The sequence below is a fragment of the Pseudomonas sp. A-RE-19 genome, from assembly GCF_019956555.1.
Lineage (GTDB): Bacteria > Pseudomonadota > Gammaproteobacteria > Pseudomonadales > Pseudomonadaceae > Aquipseudomonas.
Genome location: NZ_JAHBDQ010000010.1, coordinates 138,932 through 157,013, shown reverse-complemented (window position 1 = coordinate 157,013; position 18,082 = coordinate 138,932). Strand labels below are relative to the sequence as shown.

Genomic DNA, 18,082 nt, shown 5'->3' with positions numbered 1-18,082 from the left:
CGGGAATAGGCTGGTCTGGTTTCGTGGTTCACCTTGGATATACGCCACAGCAAAAATGCCCCGTATCTTTCAATACGGGGCATTTTCTTGAATCGTTGCGCAAATGGCTAGGTTTTCACACAGTCTGGAAGGCTGCGATCTTTTTGCTTTTCAAACACGACACATCTATACAATCCCCTCTTTGTTAGCTGCCTAAGCAAGGATTCTCATGCAAGCCGCCAACCTGCGTCGCGGGTACATTCTGGGCCTGAGTGCCTACATCATCTGGGGACTGTTCCCGCTCTACTTCAAAGCCATCGCCAGCGTGCCCGCCGTGGAGATCATCATCCACCGAGTACTCTGGTCCGCGCTGTTCGGCTCTTTGCTGCTGCTCGTCTGGAAGCATCCCGGCTGGTGGCGCGAGCTGCGTGAGAACCCGCGACGGTTGGCGATCCTGGCGCTGAGCGGCACGCTGATCGCGGCCAACTGGCTGACCTACGTCTGGTCGGTGAACAACGGGCGCATGGTCGAAGCCAGCCTCGGTTACTACATCAACCCGCTGGTAAACGTGTTGTTGGGGATGCTGATCCTCGGCGAACGGCTGCGGCGCATGCAATGGATCGCGGTGGGTCTGGCGGCGGTCGGTGTTGCGCAGCAAGTGTGGCAAGTCGGTAGCCTGCCGTGGGTGTCGCTGGTGCTGGCATTGACCTTCGGCGTCTACGGACTGATCCGCAAGCAGGCACCGGTCAAGGCGCTGCCAGGGCTGGTGGTGGAAACCTGGATGCTGGTACCGATTGCCGTCGCCTGGCTGCTGTTCAACCCGACCGCGACCAGCGCGCAAGCCGCATTCTGGACCAGTTCCGAAGCCTGGTGGCTGGTGGCGGCCGGTCCGGTGACGCTGGTGCCGCTGGTGTGTTTCAACGCCGCCGCCCGGCACTTGCCCTACACCACCCTCGGTTTTCTCCAGTACCTGGCACCGACGCTGGTGTTGTTGCAGGCCGTTCTGCTGTTTGGCGAACATTTGTCGTCCAGCACGCTGGTGGCGTTCATCTTTATCTGGGCAGGTCTGGCGGTTTACAGCGTCGACGCGTGGATAAGTCTGCGCCGCCGTCGCTGATCAGAAAACATACAACCCCCTACAGGCCACGTCTCCCGTGGCCTGCATCCATTCTTCCCAAGGTTATCCACAGTGTGATCCCCGGCGTTTGTGCGCAAGTCACTGAAACTGCTGGTTTTTTGATCAGATCCTGAAGAGCCCCGACCGGCGTGGGCTGGCGGGGAGTCTCTACAGGTTATCCACAGGCAGGTGCACGTATAACTTGGATAACCTTTTCAAGGTTCGCTGCGCAGCACCAGTTCGACCATCAGATCATCCGCCAGGGTTTCCAGACGCGACTGCAGCACGTCCAGAGACAAGGTCAGTGGCACCGCAAGAATCGCCTCGGCATGGAACAGCGGCTCGCTGCTCATCGGCGCCGGACGCACTTCGGTCACCAGCCGCTCCAGGTTCACGCCCTGCTCACTCAGCAGACGCGTAATGTCTCGCACAATGCCCGGCCGATCATTGCCCACCAGTTCCATGGCAATCGGCTTCCAGGTGCAGGACTGTTCAATGCCGCTTTCGGCGATCAGTACGCGGATGCCCTGGACCGACAGTCCTTGCAGGGCGTCTACCAGTTCATCGTAGGCTTCGGCCGGCACACCCACCCGCAGAATCCCGGCGAACTGCCCGGCCATGCGCGACATGCGGCTCTCCAGCCAGTTGCCGCCGTGCTCGGCAATGCATTGGGCAATGCGCTCGACCTGCCCGGGTTTGTCCGGAGCGAATACAGTGAGTACGAGATGGTTCATGGCGCAGCCCTCTGGTCATGACTTTTGTTATAGAAAAACAAGTATAGGCAAGGGTTGATCTTGCGCTGACTCGGCTGACGTCTTCGCGGGCAAGCCTCGCTCCTACAGGGTCGAGGTAATCCACAATCATGGAAACGACGCGGACCTGTAGGAGCGAGCGGTGCGGCGATCCGACTTGCCCGCGAATGGGACGCCACCAATCATCCTGCCAAACCATAAATCGTGTACAAGTTTTTATATTTAACTGGAACAATCCAATAGTTTTTTGAGAACATCCCGTGCCCCGACGTGACCGCAATGCGTCATGGGGTCGCAGAACGACGTAATTAGTCTAATTTTCACAACCGCAATTCATCATGTAGTATGCCGCAGCGCACACTACATAACGCTGGATCGATGTCTGCCGCAGGTGCCGCCGCAACCCTGAAAGCCCTGTCAGCAAGGCCGCAAAGCCGTTGATCGGATCGAACCCAGCCGCCAGCAATGGCATGTACTGGTAGAAGGGTTTGTGGTTTAAATGGCCAGAGGCTTCATTGTTAAATTGAAGAGCTGAAAAGCGAAATAGCTGAGCAGAGTGAGGCAAGCAATGACTGAACACGTTCAAGTCGGTGGCCTGCAGGTCGCCAAAGTCCTGTTCGACTTCGTGAACAACGAAGCCATTCCCGGTACCGGCCTCACCGCCGATAAGTTCTGGGCCGGTGCCGACAAGGTCATCCATGACCTGGCACCGAAGAACAAAGCCCTACTCGCCAAACGCGATGATTTCCAGGCACGTATCGATGCCTGGCACCAGGCTCGTGCAGGTGTTGCGCACGATGCGGTGGCCTACAAAGCCTTCCTGCAAGACATCGGTTATCTGCTGCCAGAAGCGGCTGATTTCCAGGCAACGACGCAAAACGTCGATGACGAAATCGCCCGCATGGCCGGTCCACAATTGGTGGTACCGGTGATGAACGCGCGCTTCGCGCTCAACGCCTCGAACGCCCGCTGGGGTTCGCTGTATGACGCGCTCTACGGCACCGACGCCATCAGCGAAGCGGATGGCGCGGAAAAAGGCAAAGGCTACAACAAGGTTCGCGGTGACAAGGTCATTGCCTTCGCCCGTGCGTTCCTCGACGAAGCGGCGCCATTGGCTGCCGGCTCCCATGTCGACTCCACCGGCTACAAGATCATTGATGGCAAACTGGTTATCGCGCTCAAGGGCGGCAGCAATACCGGCCTGCGCAACGATGCCCAACTGGTCGGTTTCCACGGCGATGCAGCTGCACCGACCGCGATCCTGCTGAAGAATAATGGCCTGCACTTCGAAATCCAGATCGATGCCAGCACCCCGGTCGGCCAGACCGACGCGGCCGGCGTCAAAGACATCCTGATGGAAGCCGCGCTGACCACCATCATGGACTGCGAAGACTCGGTCGCCGCCGTCGATGCCGATGACAAAGTGGTGATCTACCGCAATTGGCTCGGCCTGATGAAAGGCGATCTGTCGGAAGAAGTCTCCAAGGGCGGTCAGACCTTTACCCGCACCATGAACGCCGATCGCACTTACACCGCCCTCGATGGCAGTGAGCTGAGCCTGCACGGTCGCTCTCTGTTGTTCGTGCGCAACGTCGGTCACCTGATGACCATCGACGCGATCCTCGATAAGGATGGCAACGAAGTACCGGAAGGCATCCTCGACGGTCTGGTCACCAGCCTCGCGGCGATCCACAGCCTCAACGGCAACAGCTCGCGCAAGAACAGTCGTACCGGCTCGGTCTATATCGTGAAGCCGAAGATGCACGGCCCGGAAGAAGCTGCGTTCACCAACGAGCTGTTCGGTCGCATCGAAGAAGTACTCGGTCTGGCGCGCAACACTTTGAAAGTCGGGATCATGGACGAGGAACGCCGTACCACGGTGAACCTCAAGGCCTGCATCAAGGCTGCCAGCGAGCGCGTGGTGTTCATCAACACTGGCTTCCTCGACCGTACCGGCGATGAAATCCACACCTCCATGGAAGCCGGCCCGATGGTGCGCAAGGCCGACATGAAGGCTGAGAAGTGGATCAGCGCCTACGAGAACTGGAACGTCGACATCGGTTTGAGCACTGGCCTGCAAGGTCGCGCCCAGATCGGTAAAGGCATGTGGGCCATGCCAGACCTGATGGCCGCGATGCTCGAACAGAAAATCGCTCACCCGATGGCCGGCGCCAACACCGCCTGGGTTCCCTCGCCGACCGCCGCCGCGTTGCACGCGCTGCACTATCACAAGGTTGACGTGTTCGCCCGTCAGGCCGAGCTGGCCAAGCGTGCTCGTGCTTCGGTGGACGACATCCTGACCATTCCGTTGGCGGTGAACCCGCAGTGGACTGCGGAACAGATCAAGAACGAACTGGACAACAACGCCCAGGGCATTCTCGGTTACGTGGTGCGCTGGATCGACCAGGGTGTGGGCTGTTCGAAAGTGCCGGACATCAACGACGTCGGCCTGATGGAAGACCGCGCGACGCTGCGTATTTCCAGCCAGCACATCGCCAACTGGCTGCGCCATGACATCGTCACCCAAGACCAGGTCATGGAAAGCCTCAAGCGCATGGCGCCGGTGGTTGACCGTCAGAACGCCAGCGACCCGCTGTACCGCCCACTGGCGCCAAACTTCGACAGCAATATCGCCTTCCAGGCGGCGGTCGAACTGGTGATCGAAGGCACCAGACAGCCGAACGGCTACACCGAGCCGGTTCTGCACCGTCGTCGTCGTGAGTTCAAGGCTGCCAATGGCCTTTGAGTAAACGCTGACGTCGGACATGAAAAAGCCCTGATCGAGAGATCAGGGCTTTTTATTTGAAGCAAAAGCAAAAGATCGCAGCCTTCGGCAGCTCCTACGTGCCCGTTGGGCGCTGCCGCAGGCTGCGATCCTTTAGCGGTTCACACATCCATCCCCAGCTCATGCTTGACCAGCTCAAGCAGTTTGCCGCTATCGATGGGCTTGAGCAGAAAGTCCACCACATGCAAATGCATGGCTTCGATCGCGTCTTTCACGTCAGCGTCGCCAGAGACGATGATGATCGGCATCGCCGCACGCACCGACTCCCGCACCTGACGGATCAAATCCAGACCATCGACGTGCCCCATTCGCAGGTCGGTAATCACCAGCCCGATCGATGGCTTCGTCTCCAGCAGTTTGAGCGCCGTTTCGCCACTGGCGGCCGTCATGCAGTGAATGCCATCCAGCCCCAGAATCTCCGACAGCAATTCCCTGGAGTCCTTATCGTCGTCGACGATCAGTACCCGCTGCGGCGGCAAGTCTGGTTCCAACATGACGGCACTGAGCGCCTCGCGCTCGGCATCACTCAAAATATCGTGATCGGACATGGCTTTCTCAACGTTTTCGATTCGATCCCCGGCACAGTGGTCAGACATCGCTCGGCAGAGCTTCAATGTGCACTTCGTCGGAAACTATTCCAATAGACAATGTAGGAGGTTTTTCCCACAGTTGTGTCAGACATTTCCCATATTTCGGCGGCTGCACTGCCTACCTAGACTTACGTCCAATGGGCACCCTGCCCTCAGGGGCCGACCATGCCCTGTAACGATCTGACACAACGATCCGACACAACAATCAGAAAAAGACTGCGGTAATGGTTATGAGTAAAGCGGACGCCTTCACCCAGGCAGGGAAAACCGCGGTGTTGCAGAACATCCAGGGCACTGTGCAATTCCTACAGCGCTTCCCGCCGTTCAATCAGATGGAAAACGCCCACCTGGCCTATCTGGTCGAGCAATGTCAGCTGCGTTTTTATGCCCCCGGCGAGAGCATCATCAAACCGGCGGACGGCCCGGTGGAGCATTTCTACATCGTCAAACAAGGCCGAGTCGTGGGCGAACGTCCGCACACTGCCAAGGGCGGGACCGAAACCACCTTCGAAATCACCACCGGCGAGTGTTTTCCCCTCGCCGCGCTGCTGGGTGAGCGAGCGACCCGCACCGAACATCTGGCGGCCGAAGATACCTTTTGCCTACAGCTGAACAAGCTGGCGTTCATCAAGCTGTTCGCACTTTCCAGCCCGTTTCGCGACTTTGCCCTACGCGGCGTCAGCAGTTTGCTGGATCAGGTCAACCAGCAAGTCCAGCAAAAAGCCGTGGAAACCCTCGGCACTCAATACTCGCTCAATACCCGGCTGGGTGAATTGGCCATGCGTCACCCCGTGACTTGCAGCCCGATCACCCCCCTGCGTGAAGCCGTGACGCTGATGCACGACCAGCAAGTCGGCAGCATTGTGGTGGTCGATGAGCAAAAAGCGCCGCTGGGCATTTTCACCCTGCGCGACTTGCGACATGTGGTGGCCAACGGCACCAGCGATTTCAATGAAGCCATCGAAGGGCACATGACCCGGGCGCCGTTTTATCTGACGCCGGACCACAGCGCCTTCGACGCCGCGATTGCCATGACTGAGCGCCACATCGCCCACGTCTGCCTGGTCAAGGATCAGCGCCTGTGCGGCGTGGTCTCGGAACGCGACCTGTTTTCCCTGCAAAGGGTCGATCTGGTGCATCTGGCGCGGACTATTCGCAGTGCCCACAAGCTGGAAAACCTGGTGGCGATGCGCGGCGAGATCGGTCAATTGGTGGAGCGGATGCTGGCCCACGGCGCGTCCTCGACCCAGATCACCCACATCATCACCCTGCTCAACGACCATACCGTGTGCCGGGTGATCGAACTGGTGCTCGCCGAGAAAGGCGATCCCGGCGTGCCGTTCAGTTGGCTGTGTTTCGGTAGCGAAGGCCGCCGCGAGCAGACGCTGCACACCGATCAGGACAACGGCATTCTGTTCGAAGCCCGAGACGCGGCCCACGCCGCCGAGATTCGCGGCAAGTTGCTGCCCATCGCCCAGCAGATCAATCAGAACCTGGCGCTGTGTGGTTTCACTTTGTGCAAGGGCAACATCATGGCTGGCAACCCCGAGCTGTGTTTGTCCCGGGCCGAATGGGCGCGACGCTTTGCGGCATTTATCCGCGAGGCGACACCGGAAAACCTGCTGGGGTCGAGCATCTACTTCGACCTGCGCGTGGTCTGGGGCGACGAGCGAGGCTGCGAGCAACTGCGCCGGGGGATTCTCGATCAGGTCGGCGACAACCGGTTGTTCCAACGCATGATGGCCGAAAACGCCCTGCGCAACCGTCCACCCGTGGGACGCTTCCGCGAATTCGTCCTGGCGCGCAAAAATGGCGAGAAAGCCACGCTCGACCTGAAGCTTCAGGGCCTGACCCCTTTCGTCGACGGTGCTCGCGTGCTGGCCCTGGCCCACGGTATCGACGCCAACAATACCCTGGAGCGCTTTCGCCAATTGGTGGACAAAGAGGTCATCGAACGGTTGGACGGCGCCGCCTATGAAGAGGCGTATCACTTCATCCAGCAAACCCGCATGCAGCAACATCAGCTACAGACCCGAGAGAATTTGCCCTACTCCAACCGCGTCGATCCCGACAGCCTCAATCATCTGGACCGACGCATCCTGCGTGAATCCCTGCGCCAGGCCCAACGCCTGCAAAGCAGCCTGACCCTGCGGTATCAGTTATGAGCCTGTTTTCATGGCTGCGGCCGGCAAGCCCTGTTTTGCCCGGCGAACTGCAACAGCGTCTGGAGCGCTTGCCTGCCGCGGCCGATCTGGGCGATTGCAGCCTGCGCGAGCAACGCTGGGTGGTACTCGACCTGGAAACCACCGGGCTGAACCTGAACAAGGATCGGCTGCTGTCCATCGGCGCGGTAGTGATCGAGGACGGGGCGATCGATTTCAGCCAGCAGTTCGAACGCACGCTGCAATGCAGTGAACTCAAACTCGGCCCCAGCGTGTTGATTCACGGTCTGGGCCCAAGCGCCATTGCCGCCGGCAGCGACCCCGCGCAGGCCTTGCTCGAATTCATGGAGTTTGTCGGCGACAGTCCGGTGCTGGCCTTTCATGCACCGTTCGACCAGCACATGCTGGGGCGCGCGCTGAAGGAGCATCTGGGCTACAAGTTGCAGCATCCGTTTCTGGACGTGGCGGACATCGCACCGCTGCTGTGCCCCCAGGCGCACTTTCGCGAGGCCGGGCTGGACGAGTGGATCGACTGGTTCAAGCTGGAGGTCTTCGAGCGGCATAACGCCAGTGCCGATGCCTTGGCGACGGCGGAACTGGTGTTGATTTTGTTCAGCCGGGCACGGCAGCAGCAGATTCATAGCCCGTTGAATTTGCAGCAGCGGCTGAGTCAGTGGAAGCGGCGGCGGCAAGCCCCGTCTTTTTAAGTTTTATGGCGCCTGTTCTGGCGCCTTCGCGGGCAAGCCTCGCGCCTACAGGTTGTGTGTCGTGCGCCAATTTCGTGAACGACACAAAAACCTGTGGGAGCAAACTCCTACACTTCGTTCCATGCTCAGCCGTGAGCTTGCGCTTGAGCTCAAGCATTAAAGCGCTATGCTGCCGACACTGCCCATGATCGAGATCGTCGCCATGTCCGTCCCCAGCATGACCTTGTTCCACAACCCCGCGTCGCCCTTCGTTCGCAAAGTCATGGTGCTGCTGCACGAAACCGGGCAAACGAACCGCGTGGCGCTGCAAGCCAGCCAGCTCACGCCGGTCAGCCCGGATCCGGCCCTCAATAAAGATAACCCGCTCGGCAAGATTCCAGCCCTGCGCCTGGCCGACGGCAATGTGATCTATGACAGCCGGGTAATCCTCGACTACCTCGATCACCAGCACGTGGGCAATCCGCTGATTCCTCGCGACGGCTCGGCACGCTGGCGGCGCCTGACCCTGGCCTCTCTGGCTGACGGGATCATGGATGCCGCAGTGATGATTCGTTATGAAGTGGCCCTGCGCGTCCCGGAAAAGCACTGGGACGAGTGGCTCGACGGACAGCGCGACAAGATTCGCCGCGCCCTGGCACTGCTGGAGGCCGACGCGATTGCCGAGCTGACCAGCCATTTCGATGTCGCGGCGATCAGTGTGGCCTGTGCCTTGGGTTACCTGGATCTGCGCCATCCGGATCTGGAATGGCGCAAAGAGAATCCGAAGCTGGCAGAGTGGTATTTCGAAGTGAGTCAGCGGCCTTCGATGATTGCGACGATGCCCAAGGTTTAGATTCTCGGCAACTGTGTAAACCTCATCGCGAGCAGGCTCGCTCCCACATTTGATCTTTGGTATGCACAACCTTTGTGTTCACTGGAGATCTTTTGTGGGAGCGAGCCTGCTCGCGATGGCACCACACCGGATCCAACGGAAACAACCCCGCAATCCGCGTCGCCAACACCTCACCCACCCGCTGATCCTCGCGCAACCCCAATGACCGGCTCATTCCACGGCTCCAATATCAAAGGCCAGCGGCTTGACGGTTTTCTGCCCGATCCCGTACCAGTCCAGCTTGCGGGTCAGCACCATGAACACGCCCAGCAACCCGAATAACAGCAGCGAGCCCATCAACAGCGCGTAATCCTCGGCACTCAGCAAGCCATAGAGCAAGCCATACAACGCCGCCAATCCTGCCGAAAAACTCAAACCGTGACGCACGCTGCGCAGCACATGGCAGACATAAAAACCGATCAACAACACACAGCCACTCGCCGACAGCAGATACGCCAGGGCAAAGCCGATGTGCTCGGACAGCGACAGCAGCAACAGGTAGAAAAACGCCAGCGCCACGCCCACCAGTGCGTATTGCACCGGGTGTACCGCCTGGCTTTTCAGCACTTCGAAGAGGAAGAAACCGGCGAAGGTCAGGACGATGAACAGCAACGCGTATTTGATCGCCCGGTCGCTTTTCAGGTATTGGTCCACCGGGTCGATGAAACTCACGCCGAAGCTGCGACCGTTGAACGCCTTGCACTGGCCGCCAGACACGCAACTGTTCAACGCTTCTTGCAGGTTGGTGGAGAAAAACGAGGTCTGCCAATTGGCGGTGAAGCCCTGATCGGTGATTTCACGCTGGGCCGGCAGGTAGTTACCGATGAAGCTTGGATGAGGCCAATTGGCGGCCAGTGAAACCTTGCTGGTCTTGCCCACCGGGAGAATCTGCAACTGGCCGGTGCCTTGCAGGCGCAAGTCGAAACCGAAGGCCAATTCCGTAGCCTGTTGGGTGTTCAGCGCTGGCAGCGTCACGTGTACACCCTCACCCAACCAGCCCACCTGGCTACCCGGTACAAAATCCAGGCTCTGGCCATTGAGTTCGAGTTTCAGCGCATTCTCGATACCGCGAATGTCACTGATGCCAACGGCCAGGAACGGTTGATCGAAGCGGTAATCAGCAAAATCCTCCTTGATGCCCAGTTGCGCCGGGACCGAGAAATGCCCGCTGATGCGGTTGTCGGCGTGAAACAACCGCGCCTCGTAGATACCCCGGGCGCGCAGCTCGGTCTGGACCTGGCCGTCCAGCTCGAAGCGCTCCGGCAGGAAATACAAACGCCCGCGCTCCTCGCCGACATCCTGGTAACGCTGGTTGGTTTTTTCGTTGGTTTTCCAGGTGCGCACTGTTTTGCGATAGGGCACCACCATCAGTGGACCGCTCAGTTGCTGGCTATAGCTGGAACTGCGGGCGATGTCTTCGAGCACACCGTCGCGCAGTTGTTGCCGCTCCTGGATCACGCCATTGATCATCAGCAACGGGATCAGCAGCAACAGAATCAAAAGGGCAATCGCCCCGAGTTTTAGGGTCAGGCTACGGTTCATGGGACTCTCCCTGTTTGGATGGGGCGAGTCTGGAGTCGGTGTGTGGGAGATTTATGGGGGGAATGTGGAGAGTGTGTGGAGACTGGGCCTGCTCGCGATGGCCGCGACTCGGTCCTAAGGCAGGCGCAACATGACCTCTACACCGCCGTCGACATTACCGATACTCATCACCCCGCCATGCAACTTGACCACCTCTTCAACGAAGTTAAGCCCCAACCCCGTACTTTTACGCCCACTGTCCGGACGCGGCAGTGAGTAGAAACGCTCACTCAAGCGTGGCAACGCATAGTCGGGAATCGCCTCGGCCTGATTGAACAGCCTGAATTCAATCTGCTCACCGACTCGTTCGGCGCGCAGGCGCAGCACACCGCGAGTCGGGGTGAAGTCCAAGGCATTGTCCAGCAGATTGCCCAGCGCCTGGCGCAACAGAAACGGCTCGCCGAGCAGATTCAGATCCGCTGCAATGTGCTGTTCCACACGCAATTGCTTGCCTTCGATTCGCGCAGCCTGCGCGCTCAACAGCTCATCTACCAAACCCGCCAACGGCACCGCCACCCGCTCTTCCAGCCCTTGGCGCTGTTCCACCTGCGCCAGGTTCAACAGTCGTTCGATCAACTGCTGCATACGCGCGCTTTCGCTGTCGATGTTGCTGACGAAACGCTGCTGCTGGGCTGGCGGCATCTCACCTTGCAGCAACTCCGCCGCGCCACGAATCGCCGCCAGCGGACTTTTCAATTCATGGGTCAGGGTGTGTACATAACGCTCGACGTAGGCCTTGCCCTCGAGCTGGGTGCGCATCTGCTCCACCGCCGTGGCCAGTTGCTCCAGCTCGCCGCCACGATAATGCGGCACCTCGACCCGCCGGCCTTCACTGACTGCCTGGGCATACGCCGTCAACCGCCGCAGCGCCGCGCTCAGCCACCAGGACAACAGCGCACCGAACAGCAAACCGAGGCCAATCAGCCCGGCGCCATAAGCCAGCAATCGCCGTTCGGTGCGATCAACGTAAGGCTGCAGCGAGCTGTTGGGCTTGGCCACCGTCACCACGCCGATGATCTGGCCGTTGTCGCGAATCGGTGCCCCGACGTGCATCACCGATGAGTTCGAATCATCCGGGTTGCTACGCGTCGAACGAGCGCCATACTCGCCGCGCAGGGTCAGGTAGACGTCGTTCCAGCGCGAGTAGTCCTGGCCCACCGCGACGCCGCTGGAATCCAGCACCACGATGCCCTTGGCATCGGTGACGTAAATGCGGTGGTTGACCTGATTCTTCGGCAGGCCCCAGATTTTCGCCTTCGGTTGCCGTTCACCGTAAGCCTTGAGCAACTCGGGCCAGCGGTTCTGGCTGAGGGCGCCGGCCTTGAAGTCGTCCCGCAGGATCTCGGCCATCAGGTTGGCGGTGTCCACCAGGGTTTCTTCGGTGGACTGGCGCACACCGGGGCGGATTTCTTCCATCACGGTATTGAGCACGAAATAGCCGGTCAGGCCGATGAACAGCACGTAGACCAGAAAAATCCGGATCCCCAGTGGCATCAGCTGTGCCCCGGGCTATAGCTGTAACCGAGACCGCGATGGGTCTGGATCGGCTCGGCGTCGGCTTTCACCTGGCGCAACTTGGCGCGCACGCTCTTGATGTGACTGTCGATGCTGCGCTCGTAACCGGCATCGGCGGCCACGCCCAGCGCATCGAGCAATTGCTCGCGGCTGAAGACTCGCTCGGGTTGTTCCAGCAGGCATTGCAGCAAACGAAACTCATGGCGAGTCAGGCTCAGCGACTGGCTGCGATAGCTGATCTGCACCCGTTCGCTGTCGATACGAAACAGCACTGAAGCCGCCTCCACCACAGGTCTTGGTGCCATGCGCTTGAGAATCGCCCGGACCCGCGCCGCCACTTCCCGGGGGCTGAACGGTTTGACCACGTAATCGTCGGCGCCGATCTCCAGGCCCACCACGCGGTCGATCTCGGCGTCACGGGCGCTGAGAAACATCACCGGCACGTCGCTGAAACGCCGCAATTGCTTGCAGGTCTCGAAGCCGCTGATGTCTGGCAGGCCGATATCGAGAATGATCAAGTCCGCCGGCGTGGCGCGCTGGTGTTCAAGCGCCGCCGCGCCAAGGCTCAACCAGGTGGTGGTGAAGCCCTCGCCCTGCAAGGCGAAAATCAGGGTGTCGGCAATCGCCGCTTCGTCTTCGACAATCAGGATATGAGGCATGGCGTCCGCGCCCGGAAGTTAAGTCGCCGAACGGTGCCCCAAGGCTTATTCGCCGTCAATCAGCAGTCGGGTTTGTCTGCCGTGAAACGCCGTGCCGGGTTCACCGCCGCGCCAAATTCACGCAGTGCCTTGGCGCCGATCAACAGCGGGTAATTGAAGCTGCTGCGGTCGGTGAGGTTGACCTCGACGGTACGCTTGACGTTGCCCAGGCACAGTTCCAGATCAACCACCGGGCGCTTGGTGGGTGCGATCACTTCCTTGTCATCGTCTTCTTCTTCGGAGCGGGTCTTGATCTTGCTGATCCGTGCGACCTTGTGTTCGTAGACCTTGTTGCTCGCGCCTTTGGTGGCGAGGCGGAAACGCACCCACTCGTCGCCGTCACGGGTGAAGGTTTCGATGTCTTTGGCTGACAGCGACGCGGTCAGGGCGCCGGTGTCCATTTTGGCCTTGAGGACTTCGCCGCCGATTTCCGGCAACGCGATGTATTCGTAACGCCCGTAAAGAGTCGGCTCAGCGGCCAGAACCGGCAGGGTCACGAGGGCAAGCAGTGCAAGGAGAGATTTCACGTAAGGGGTTTCCTTGGAGAGTGGGCGGCGGAATTTTAGAACCGCTGCCTTTGAATTCGTTCGGCGTATTCAAGATCAAAAGATCGCAGCCTTCGGCAGCTCCACGGCATGCTTTTGTAGGAGCTGCCGAAGGCTGCGATCTTTTCCACCGGCACGCAGCATACCGCTGCCAAGGTGAAACATTCGTCACCACCGATTTGGCCTGCCAACCGAAGCTGCTTATCATGGCGCGCCCAAACGCTTTCAAGAGTTACCTATGCGCCGCCTGCTCACCGGCTGTTTCGTTACCCTGCTGCTGTTGCTCAATACCCTGGTGCTGTTCGGGCCGTTAATGGTGTTCGCCCTGCTGAAACTGCTCCTGCCCGGGCGCTTGCGCGATTACGCCTCCTGGACAGTGATGTGGATTGCCGAAACCTGGGCCGAGATCGACAAACTGATCTTCCGGCTGTGCATCCCCACGCAATGGGACATTCGCGGCGGCGATGAACTGCGCCGCGACACGTCGTATCTGGTGATCGGCAACCATCAGTCCTGGGTCGATATTCCGGCACTGATCCAGGCGCTTAACCGGCGCACGCCGTTCTTCAAGTTCTTCCTCAAGAAAGAACTGATCTGGGTACCGTTCCTGGGCCTGGCCTGGTGGGCGTTGGACTATCCGTTCATGAAGCGCTACACCAAGGCGTTTCTGGAAAAAAAACCGGAACTGGCCGGCAAGGACCTGGAGATCACCAAACAAGCCTGCGAGCTGTACAAGCGTCAGCCGGTGACGGTGGTCAATTATCTGGAAGGCACTCGATACACCTCAGCGAAAAGCACTCAGCAGCAGTCACCCTTCACCCACTTGCTCAAGCCCAAGGCTGGCGGCGTGGCTTTTGTGCTGGCGGCAATGGGTGAACAGCTGGATGCCATTCTCGATGTGACGGTGGTGTATCCGCAGCAGAAGATTCCGGGGTTCTGGGATTTGATCAGCGGTCGCGTGCCGAGGGTCATCATCGACATCCAGACCCGCGAACTGGACCCGGCGCTGTGGCAAGGCGATTACGAAAACGATGCGGCGTTTCGCGAAAAGCTCCAGAACTGGGTCAACCAGCTCTGGATCGAGAAGGACCGGCGCATCAAGGCGCTACACGCCGAAGGCTGACTCAGCTACCGGCGCCTGCGCCCCAGATCCCGCCGAGGTTTTGCAGCAGCGAACCGGCGACGCCTTGCTGACCGAGGTATTGCAGGATCACCGGGGCAAACTGGCCGATCATGCCACTGTCCATGCCCAGGGCGCTGAAGGCGTTGTTCAGGTCGCTGGTGTCCTTGACGTTACCCAGCAAGCCATCGAGCAACGCATTCTTGTCCGAACCGGCGCCGAGCAGCCCACCTAATCCATTCAGGCCACTGATCGCGCTGTTGCCGGCGATCTGAGCGAGGCCCGGCACGTTTTTACTCAGCTCGGAGAAGTCTTGGCCGCTGAGCTGATTCCTCGCCAGCCCCAGCATCGCGCCGGCGCCGCCGATGGCCTGTTCCGGGGTGATGTCGAGCTGCGAGCCCAGGGTATTGAGCAAACCGGCCGCCTTGGGCGCCGCCGCCACGATGCCATCGGCATCATCGCCTTCATCATTGCCCTCGTCGCCCTGCATCGCCGAAACCGCTTTGGCCGCATCAACGAGACTGAACTGCGCAAAGGCCGGGCTGGCAGCCAGCGTCGTCAACGAAGCGACAGCCATGAGCGATGCCAGTGCAAAACCGCGTGAAACGTTCATCCAGACATCCTCTTGTGCCATGAAAACCACCCGGTAACGGGCGGTAAAACTGCCGATTTGACCGGGTATCTGCCGGCATGTTCCTTGACTTGTGCGCTTATTTCGCATTCGCATAATTAAGCTCGTAACGATTCAAAACCAACATAAAGAACTATCAAGTTTGACAGTAGGCACAAGAAGGGAAGCCCATCAGCATTGGCACTCCAATTTCGTAATGGAGTACAACAATGAAAATCAAGATGGCGGTGGGTGTAGTTGCAGTGATCGGACTCATGGGTAATGCGTATGCGGCTACCGCAACGTGCCCGTCAATTGACAAAATCTCGCAAAAACCAATGGCCGGGGGAGGTTTCGAGTACTTTGCGCAGGGGCCAACCGGATCAACGCAGAAGTGGACAGGTGAAAACCAGCAAGCCCAAGAAAGTTACCTTAAGGATTCAACATTCACAGATGCCAACTACAAAGAAAGCACCAAAGCTGTGATCTGTACTTACGAGGGCGAGGGTGATGCTGGCGTAAGGGTGGTGCTGAAAGAGTTCAATGACTTCAAGCCTGCAACTAACTCCTGGAACGCTGAGTTCTGCAAAAACGCAGACATCACGAAATGCCAATTCAAGTACTCCACACTGACAGAACCCCAAAAATCGTAGGTCACTGCTTCCCATAAAAAAGGGCGACATCACTGTCGCCCTTTTTTCCGTCTTGCTCCAGGCCTTACGCCGCGCTGAACAGCTTGTGCGGATCGATCACAAACTTCTTCGGCACGCCCGCATCGAACTCGCCATAACCCCGTGGCGCGTCATCCAGGCTGATGACTTCAACACCCACGATGTCGGCAATCTTGATGCGGTCCCACATGATCGCCTGCATCAGCTGGCGGTTGTACTTCATCACTGGCGTCTGGCCGGTGTGGAAGCTGTGGGATTTGGCCCAGCCCAGACCGAAGCGAATGCTCAGGCTGCCCATTTTCGCGGCCGCATCCACAGCACCTGGATCTTCGGTCACGTACAGGCCGGGGATGCCGATTTTGCCGGCCACGCGAACCACGCCCATCAGCGAGTTGAGCACGGTGGCCGGCGCTTCGTGTTTCACGCCGTCATGGCCGTGACCACGGGCTTCGAAGCCCACCGCATCGACGGCGCAATCCACTTCCGGCTCGCCCAACAGCGCAGCGATCTGTTCGTGCAGTGGGGTGTCCAGGGACAGGTCGGCGATTTCGAAACCTTGAGCCTTGGCGTGCGCCAGGCGGACGGTGTTGACGTCACCGATGATCACCACTGCAGCGCCCAACAGGCGAGCAGAAGCGGCAGCGGCCAGACCGACCGGACCAGCGCCGGCGATGTATACGGTGCTGCCCGGGCCAACGCCGGCCGTCACTGCGCCGTGGTAACCGGTCGGCAGGATGTCGGAGAGGCAGGTCAGGTCGCGGATTTTTTCCATCGCGCGATCGCGATCCGGGAGTTTGAGCAGGTTGAAGTCCGCGTACGGCACCATCGCGTATTCAGCCTGGCCACCGGTCCAGTCGCCCATGTCGACATAACCGTAAGCACCGCCCGGACGCGCCGGGTTGACGCTCAGGCAGACACCGGTGTGCATCTCTTTGCAGGAACGGCAGCGCCCGCAAGCTACGTTGAACGGTACGGACACCAGGTCGCCGATTTGCAGGTTCTCGACGTCGCTGCCCTTCTCGATGACTTCGCCGGTGATCTCGTGGCCGAGTACCAGACCGGTCTGAGCAGTGGTACGGCCGCGCACCATGTGCTGGTCGGAACCACAGATGTTGGTGGAAACCACACGCAGGATGACGGCGTGGTTAATCTTCCTGCCGCGCGGGTCCTGCATTTTCGGATAGTCGATTTTCTGTATTTCGACTTTGCCATTGCCGAGATACACCACACCACGATTGCCAGACATGCTTTCACCTCGCTGTTGTTTTTATGTAGCGGTCGCGTCGCCATGGATCGGCGGCGCGTTGATTGCTCGGTAAATCAAAAGATCGCAGCCTTCGGCAGCTCCTACAGGGATATGCGATCGGCGTAGGAGCTGCCGAAGGCTGCGATCTTTTCAGGCAGTAAAAACTGCTAGAGGACTACTGTTCTGTTCGCGTTAAGGAACACGCGTCGTTCGATGTGATAACCAACGGCCCGCGCCAGTGTCAGCCCTTCGATATCCCGCCCCTTGGCGATCAAATCTTCGGGGTAATGACTGTGATCCACGGCCTCCACGCCCTGGGCGATGATCGGGCCTTCGTCCAGGTCGTTGTTGATGTAATGCGCCGTGGCGCCAACCAGTTTCACGCCCTTGTTGTAGGCCTGGTGATAGGGCTTGGCACCTTTGAAACCCGGCAGCAGGGAGTGGTGGATATTGATCGCCTTGCCGTCGAGTTTGCGGCACAGCTCTGGCGACAGAACCTGCATGTAACGGGCAAGAATCACCAGCTCGGCGCCGGACTCTTCGATCACCTGCCAGACCTGACGCTCCTGGGACGGCTTGTCGTTCGGGTCCAGCGGAAAGTGGTAGTACGGAATCTGGTGCCAGTCGGCCAACGGCTTGAGGTCCGGGTGGTTGGAGACCACAGCGGCCACGTCCATCGACAACTGGCCGATACGCTGGCGATAGAGCAAATCGTTGAGGCAGTGATCGGCCTTGGAGACCATGATCACCACTTTTGGCCGGTAGTTCGGCGGGGTCAGCTCGAAGACCATCCCGAAGGCGTTACCACGCTCTGCCAAACCTGCGCGAAAGGCTTGTTCGTCGAAGCCATCAGGCTGACGGAATTCCACGCGAATGAAGAAACGGCCCGAGAGCCGGTCATCGAAGGAGTGGTGCTCGGTGACGTAGCAGCCCTGCTCGAACAAAAAGCGGGTCACCGCATCCACGGTGCCGAGGACGCTAGGGCAGTCGGCGGTCAGAATCCATGTGTCTGGGGCGCGGCTCATAGTGCGGTGACTCCTGTTGTTATGGGCAACCGCTTCGCGGTTGTTCGCGGGCAAGCCTCGCTCCTGCAGGGTTGATGTCGGCCATGAAATAACGGGGCAACACGGTCA

The 18,082-nt window shown here is 59.4% G+C and carries 17 protein-coding genes; 7 read left to right on the top strand and 10 right to left on the bottom strand.

The annotated features are described in order from the left end of the window. Positions 1–208 precede the first annotated feature (208 nt). A complete protein-coding gene (rarD, locus tag KGB14_RS08080; RefSeq protein ID WP_223485523.1) occupies positions 209–1,096 on the top strand; it encodes an EamA family transporter RarD in 888 nt (295 codons plus the stop codon). 215 nt (positions 1,097–1,311) lie between these two features. Here the strand turns inward: rarD and KGB14_RS08075 are convergent, their stop codons facing one another. Both KGB14_RS08075 and KGB14_RS08070 read right to left on the bottom strand, forming a co-directional pair. Beyond that, positions 1,312–1,830, bottom strand: a complete 519-nt coding sequence (locus KGB14_RS08075) for a glycine cleavage system protein R (protein WP_223485521.1) — start codon at positions 1,828–1,830, stop codon at positions 1,312–1,314. A 331-nt stretch (positions 1,831–2,161) separates the two neighbouring features. Then, the gene (locus KGB14_RS08070; RefSeq protein ID WP_223485519.1) at positions 2,162–2,434 is read right to left on the bottom strand and encodes a hypothetical protein; all 273 of its coding nucleotides are present in this window, start codon (positions 2,432–2,434) and stop codon (positions 2,162–2,164) included. Here KGB14_RS08070 and KGB14_RS08065 point away from each other — a divergent pair. Beyond that, positions 2,417–4,594: a malate synthase G gene (locus tag KGB14_RS08065; RefSeq protein ID WP_223485517.1), complete on the top strand. Its 2,178-nt coding sequence runs from the start codon at positions 2,417–2,419 to the stop codon at positions 4,592–4,594. The genes KGB14_RS08070 and KGB14_RS08065 overlap by 18 nt on opposite strands. 140 nt (positions 4,595–4,734) lie before the next feature. Here KGB14_RS08065 and KGB14_RS08060 read toward each other — a convergent pair whose 3' ends face one another. Beyond that, positions 4,735–5,181 carry a response regulator gene (locus KGB14_RS08060; RefSeq protein ID WP_223485515.1) on the bottom strand — a complete coding sequence of 149 codons (447 nt, stop codon included), beginning with the start codon at positions 5,179–5,181 and terminating at the stop codon, positions 4,735–4,737. A 266-nt stretch (positions 5,182–5,447) separates the two neighbouring features. Here KGB14_RS08060 and KGB14_RS08055 point away from each other — a divergent pair, with 266 nt between their 5' ends. The 3 genes from KGB14_RS08055 to KGB14_RS08045 all read left to right on the top strand — a co-directional run bounded on the left by KGB14_RS08055 (position 5,448) and on the right by KGB14_RS08045 (position 8,924). After that, complete coding sequence (locus tag KGB14_RS08055) at positions 5,448–7,388, top strand: putative nucleotidyltransferase substrate binding domain-containing protein (RefSeq protein ID WP_223485513.1); 1,941 nt, start codon at positions 5,448–5,450, stop codon at positions 7,386–7,388. Continuing rightward, positions 7,385–8,092 carry a PolC-type DNA polymerase III gene (locus tag KGB14_RS08050; protein WP_223485511.1) on the top strand — a complete coding sequence of 236 codons (708 nt, stop codon included), beginning with the start codon at positions 7,385–7,387 and terminating at the stop codon, positions 8,090–8,092. The genes KGB14_RS08055 and KGB14_RS08050 overlap by 4 nt, the downstream gene beginning before the upstream one ends. 202 nt (positions 8,093–8,294) lie before the next feature. After that, positions 8,295–8,924, top strand: a complete 630-nt coding sequence (locus KGB14_RS08045) for a glutathione S-transferase (protein ID WP_223485509.1) — start codon at positions 8,295–8,297, stop codon at positions 8,922–8,924. A gap of 210 nt (positions 8,925–9,134) precedes the next feature. Here KGB14_RS08045 and creD read toward each other — a convergent pair whose 3' ends face one another. From creD to KGB14_RS08025, 4 genes are all read right to left on the bottom strand, one after another. Beyond that, positions 9,135–10,505 carry a cell envelope integrity protein CreD gene (gene creD / locus KGB14_RS08040; RefSeq protein ID WP_223485507.1) on the bottom strand — a complete coding sequence of 457 codons (1,371 nt, stop codon included), beginning with the start codon at positions 10,503–10,505 and terminating at the stop codon, positions 9,135–9,137. Between the two features lie 114 nt (positions 10,506–10,619). Next, positions 10,620–12,038 (bottom strand): two-component system sensor histidine kinase CreC, encoded by a 1,419-nt coding sequence (gene creC, locus KGB14_RS08035; RefSeq protein ID WP_223485505.1) that lies wholly within the window; start codon positions 12,036–12,038, stop codon positions 10,620–10,622. Then, the gene (creB, locus tag KGB14_RS08030; protein ID WP_223485503.1) at positions 12,038–12,718 is read right to left on the bottom strand and encodes a two-component system response regulator CreB; all 681 of its coding nucleotides are present in this window, start codon (positions 12,716–12,718) and stop codon (positions 12,038–12,040) included. Before creB ends, creC begins: the two co-directional genes overlap by 1 nt. A 59-nt stretch (positions 12,719–12,777) precedes the next feature. After that, entirely contained in the window at positions 12,778–13,284 is a 507-nt protein-coding gene (locus KGB14_RS08025) for an ATP-dependent zinc protease (protein WP_223485501.1), read from the bottom strand. Between the two features lie 256 nt (positions 13,285–13,540). Here KGB14_RS08025 and KGB14_RS08020 point away from each other — a divergent pair, with 256 nt between their 5' ends. Continuing rightward, complete coding sequence (locus KGB14_RS08020) at positions 13,541–14,425, top strand: acyltransferase (protein ID WP_223485499.1); 885 nt, start codon at positions 13,541–13,543, stop codon at positions 14,423–14,425. A gap of 1 nt (position 14,426) precedes the next feature. Here the strand turns inward: KGB14_RS08020 and KGB14_RS08015 are convergent, their stop codons facing one another. Continuing rightward, a complete protein-coding gene (locus KGB14_RS08015; protein ID WP_223485497.1) occupies positions 14,427–15,035 on the bottom strand; it encodes a DUF2780 domain-containing protein in 609 nt (202 codons plus the stop codon). A 227-nt stretch (positions 15,036–15,262) separates the two neighbouring features. On the opposite strand from KGB14_RS08015, the gene KGB14_RS08010 reads away from it, so the two are divergent. Further along, entirely contained in the window at positions 15,263–15,685 is a 423-nt protein-coding gene (locus tag KGB14_RS08010) for a DUF3757 domain-containing protein (RefSeq protein WP_223485496.1), read from the top strand. Positions 15,686–15,749: 64 nt separating this feature from the next. Here KGB14_RS08010 and fdhA read toward each other — a convergent pair whose 3' ends face one another. Continuing rightward, positions 15,750–16,949: a formaldehyde dehydrogenase, glutathione-independent gene (fdhA, locus tag KGB14_RS08005; RefSeq protein ID WP_123719614.1), complete on the bottom strand. Its 1,200-nt coding sequence runs from the start codon at positions 16,947–16,949 to the stop codon at positions 15,750–15,752. A 167-nt stretch (positions 16,950–17,116) separates the two neighbouring features. Further along, positions 17,117–17,974: a formyltetrahydrofolate deformylase gene (purU, locus tag KGB14_RS08000; protein ID WP_223485493.1), complete on the bottom strand. Its 858-nt coding sequence runs from the start codon at positions 17,972–17,974 to the stop codon at positions 17,117–17,119. Between the last annotated feature and the right edge of the window lie 108 nt (positions 17,975–18,082).

What these genes read in the sequence shown, in the direction of transcription:
- creB (WP_223485503.1), bottom strand. Translation starts at nt 12,718, where the DNA reads ATGCCTCATATCCTGATTGTCGAAGACGAAGCGGCGATTGCCGACACC.
- KGB14_RS08020 (WP_223485499.1), top strand. Translation starts at nt 13,541, where the DNA reads ATGCGCCGCCTGCTCACCGGCTGTTTCGTTACCCTGCTGCTGTTGCTC.
- KGB14_RS08010 (WP_223485496.1), top strand. Translation starts at nt 15,263, where the DNA reads ATGAAAATCAAGATGGCGGTGGGTGTAGTTGCAGTGATCGGACTCATG.
- creC (WP_223485505.1), bottom strand. Translation starts at nt 12,038, where the DNA reads ATGCCACTGGGGATCCGGATTTTTCTGGTCTACGTGCTGTTCATCGGC.
- KGB14_RS08050 (WP_223485511.1), top strand. Translation starts at nt 7,385, where the DNA reads ATGAGCCTGTTTTCATGGCTGCGGCCGGCAAGCCCTGTTTTGCCCGGC.
- fdhA (WP_123719614.1), bottom strand. Translation starts at nt 16,949, where the DNA reads ATGTCTGGCAATCGTGGTGTGGTGTATCTCGGCAATGGCAAAGTCGAA.
- KGB14_RS08045 (WP_223485509.1), top strand. Translation starts at nt 8,295, where the DNA reads ATGTCCGTCCCCAGCATGACCTTGTTCCACAACCCCGCGTCGCCCTTC.
- KGB14_RS08015 (WP_223485497.1), bottom strand. Translation starts at nt 15,035, where the DNA reads ATGAACGTTTCACGCGGTTTTGCACTGGCATCGCTCATGGCTGTCGCT.
- KGB14_RS08060 (WP_223485515.1), bottom strand. Translation starts at nt 5,181, where the DNA reads ATGTCCGATCACGATATTTTGAGTGATGCCGAGCGCGAGGCGCTCAGT.
- creD (WP_223485507.1), bottom strand. Translation starts at nt 10,505, where the DNA reads ATGAACCGTAGCCTGACCCTAAAACTCGGGGCGATTGCCCTTTTGATT.
- KGB14_RS08055 (WP_223485513.1), top strand. Translation starts at nt 5,448, where the DNA reads ATGGTTATGAGTAAAGCGGACGCCTTCACCCAGGCAGGGAAAACCGCG.
- rarD (WP_223485523.1), top strand. Translation starts at nt 209, where the DNA reads ATGCAAGCCGCCAACCTGCGTCGCGGGTACATTCTGGGCCTGAGTGCC.
- KGB14_RS08065 (WP_223485517.1), top strand. Translation starts at nt 2,417, where the DNA reads ATGACTGAACACGTTCAAGTCGGTGGCCTGCAGGTCGCCAAAGTCCTG.
- KGB14_RS08075 (WP_223485521.1), bottom strand. Translation starts at nt 1,830, where the DNA reads ATGAACCATCTCGTACTCACTGTATTCGCTCCGGACAAACCCGGGCAG.
- purU (WP_223485493.1), bottom strand. Translation starts at nt 17,974, where the DNA reads ATGAGCCGCGCCCCAGACACATGGATTCTGACCGCCGACTGCCCTAGC.